This is a genomic window from Dyadobacter sp. 3J3, from assembly GCF_009801115.1.
GTDB lineage: Bacteria > Bacteroidota > Bacteroidia > Cytophagales > Spirosomataceae > Dyadobacter.
Window position 1 is genome coordinate 1 of sequence record NZ_VTOL01000044.1, and the last position, 2,302, is coordinate 2,302.

Below are 2,302 nucleotides of genomic sequence, written 5' to 3' on the forward strand. Positions count from 1 at the left end.
GTAAGCGGCCTATGAACCACATATTTCTTAGGAGAACCGCGGTTTTTACTTTTGACTTAAAAACCAATCAAAATGGATCAGTCAGAAGAAATGTTCAGATTAGTAAGGGAATGGCGTGAAAGTGGCCTAAGTCAAATTGAATTTTGCAAGCCGCACGGCATTACGGTAGCCAAATTCGGCTACTGGTCGGGGAAAGAAAAGTTGGCCGCACGTTTGCCTGCCGAAAAGGTAGGTGGCTTTGTTCAGATATCCGGACAACAATCGACATCAAGTGATTCTTGCCAGATTATCTACCCAAATGGCGTGAAGGTAAATTATCAAGGGCAAGACCTGGCTATGCTTTCCCAACTAATCAAACTCTACTGATGTTCAGTCTGAGTTCATCGCACCGCTATTTTCTTTACCAGGGCCGCTGTGATATGCGCAAGGCATTTGACGGGCTTTGTGGCCTGGTAAGCACAGAGCTTGGCCGCAATCCTACAAGTGGTGAAGTATTCGTTTTTCTGAACCGCCCCCGGACCCATATCAAATTGCTGCATTGGGAAAATGGGGGCTTTGTCTTGTATTATAAACGGCTGGAAAAAGGAACGTTTTCTGTACCCAAAGCAATGGATGGACGGGTATCTTTGAGTTGGGCCGAACTGGTCCTGATGGTAGAGGGCATTCAGATACAAAAGAGCATACAAAAGGCAAGATATTGTATTTAGGCACAAAAAAGGCACATTTTATTAGTAGAAATGCCTCTGGATCTGTATCTTTAGTGCATGGATATGTCTCTGGAATCGCTTTCAAAAGAAGAACTGATAGCCCTTATAAATAAGGAAAAGCAGTCCTACAATGAAGTGCGTATTGCAGAGTTGGAAGATGAAAACGCTTATCTCAAATCGCAGCTTGCGATGTACAAGCGGATGCAGTTTGGACAAAAACGAGAGCGCTTCGAAGGTGATCCTGCCCAGATTGCACTCCCCTTTGAAGCTCCCGCCGACCAAATTGCCGCGCAAGAGGAAATCCTGAAAGAAAAGATCAGCTACGTCCGCAGCAGGCCTAATCACAAAGGCCGTGCTGCACTTCCAACGCACTTACCTGTCGAAGAAATTGAGATTTATCCAACGGGCGATCTTTCGGAAATGATTTGTATCGGCAAGGAAGTTACCGAAGAGCTTGATTATGAACCTGCCCGCTTTTTGATCAAAAGATATATCCGCTATAAGTATGCGCCTAAAAATGGTGAAGGGGTCAAAATCGGTCAGCTTCCAGAGCGTGTAATTGATAAGGGAATACCGTCTGCTGGACTTCTTGCCAGCATTTTAACCGATAAATACCAAGACCATCTCCCGCTTTACCGGCAGAAACAGCGCTTTGCCAGAGAAGATATCCATATTGCATCTTCAACCCTTGAAGGCTGGACCAAAGAAGCCTTGATTAAGCTGGAACCTCTTTACGAGCAACTAGTCTTCGATATGAAATCGAAAGGCTATTGGCAGGTGGATGAAAGTCCGATTAAAGTACTGGAAAGTGAAAAGAAAGGCGCTTGCCACCAAGGCTATTATTGGGTCTATCACAGCCCTTTGGATGGCGTGGTCCTGTTTGATTACCAGCCGACAAGAGGATCCTTAGGAGCGAAAACGATGTTAGAAAGCTTCAAAGGCTATCTTCAGACGGATGGGTACGCAGTTTATGAAAAGCACGGAAAACGCAAGGACGTTACCCATCTAGCCTGCTGGGCGCATGCGCGAAGAGAATTTGAACGAGCTCTGGATAATGACAAAACCAGAGCGCAAAAAGCACTGTCAATGATCCAGCAGCTATACGCTGTGGAGCGGAAAGCCAGCCAGCAGATGCTGGATGCTGCCGGAATCAAAGAGCTACGACTGGCCGAATCCCTTCCGGTTATCAATGAGCTGGGAAAATGGATCTTTGATCAAATTAAAAGTACACTCCCAAAAAGCCAGATTGGAAAAGCGATGCAGTACAGTTATGGCCGCTGGGATGCGCTCAGTGCGTATTTATATGATGGGAATCTGTTGATCGATAATAATCAAATCGAAAATTCAATACGCGGCTTGGCCCTGGGTCGGAAAAATTATCTTTTTGCCGGATCACATGAAGCAGCACAGCGAGCTGCCATGATCTACTCCTTCTTTGCTATCTGCAAAAAACACAACGTCAATCCCTACAAATGGCTAAAGAACACCCTGACAAACATCTCGACAATTAACCATAAAAACATCACCGATCTGTACCCGCAAAACTTTAACAATATTCAACAGTTAACAAAGATGTAGTTGGTAGGCCGGATACA

Annotated in this window: 3 protein-coding genes; all 3 read left to right on the top strand. The window is 45.2% G+C overall.

The annotated features are described in order from the left end of the window. The first annotated feature begins 72 nt into the window (after positions 1-72). From tnpA to tnpC, 3 genes are read left to right on the top strand one after another with little or no spacing between them, the layout of a single operon-like run. On the top strand, positions 73-366 hold the full coding sequence (gene tnpA, locus FZF08_RS31400; RefSeq protein WP_159478869.1) for an IS66 family insertion sequence element accessory protein TnpA: 294 nt from the start codon (positions 73-75) through the stop codon (positions 364-366). Continuing rightward, complete coding sequence (tnpB, locus tag FZF08_RS31405; RefSeq protein WP_159478872.1) at positions 366-707, top strand: IS66 family insertion sequence element accessory protein TnpB; 342 nt, start codon at positions 366-368, stop codon at positions 705-707. Before tnpA ends, tnpB begins: the two co-directional genes overlap by 1 nt. Positions 708-764: 57 nt before the next feature. Continuing rightward, positions 765-2,285 (top strand): IS66 family transposase, encoded by a 1,521-nt coding sequence (gene tnpC, locus FZF08_RS31410; RefSeq protein ID WP_159478875.1) that lies wholly within the window; start codon positions 765-767, stop codon positions 2,283-2,285. Positions 2,286-2,302: the final 17 nt, after the last annotated feature.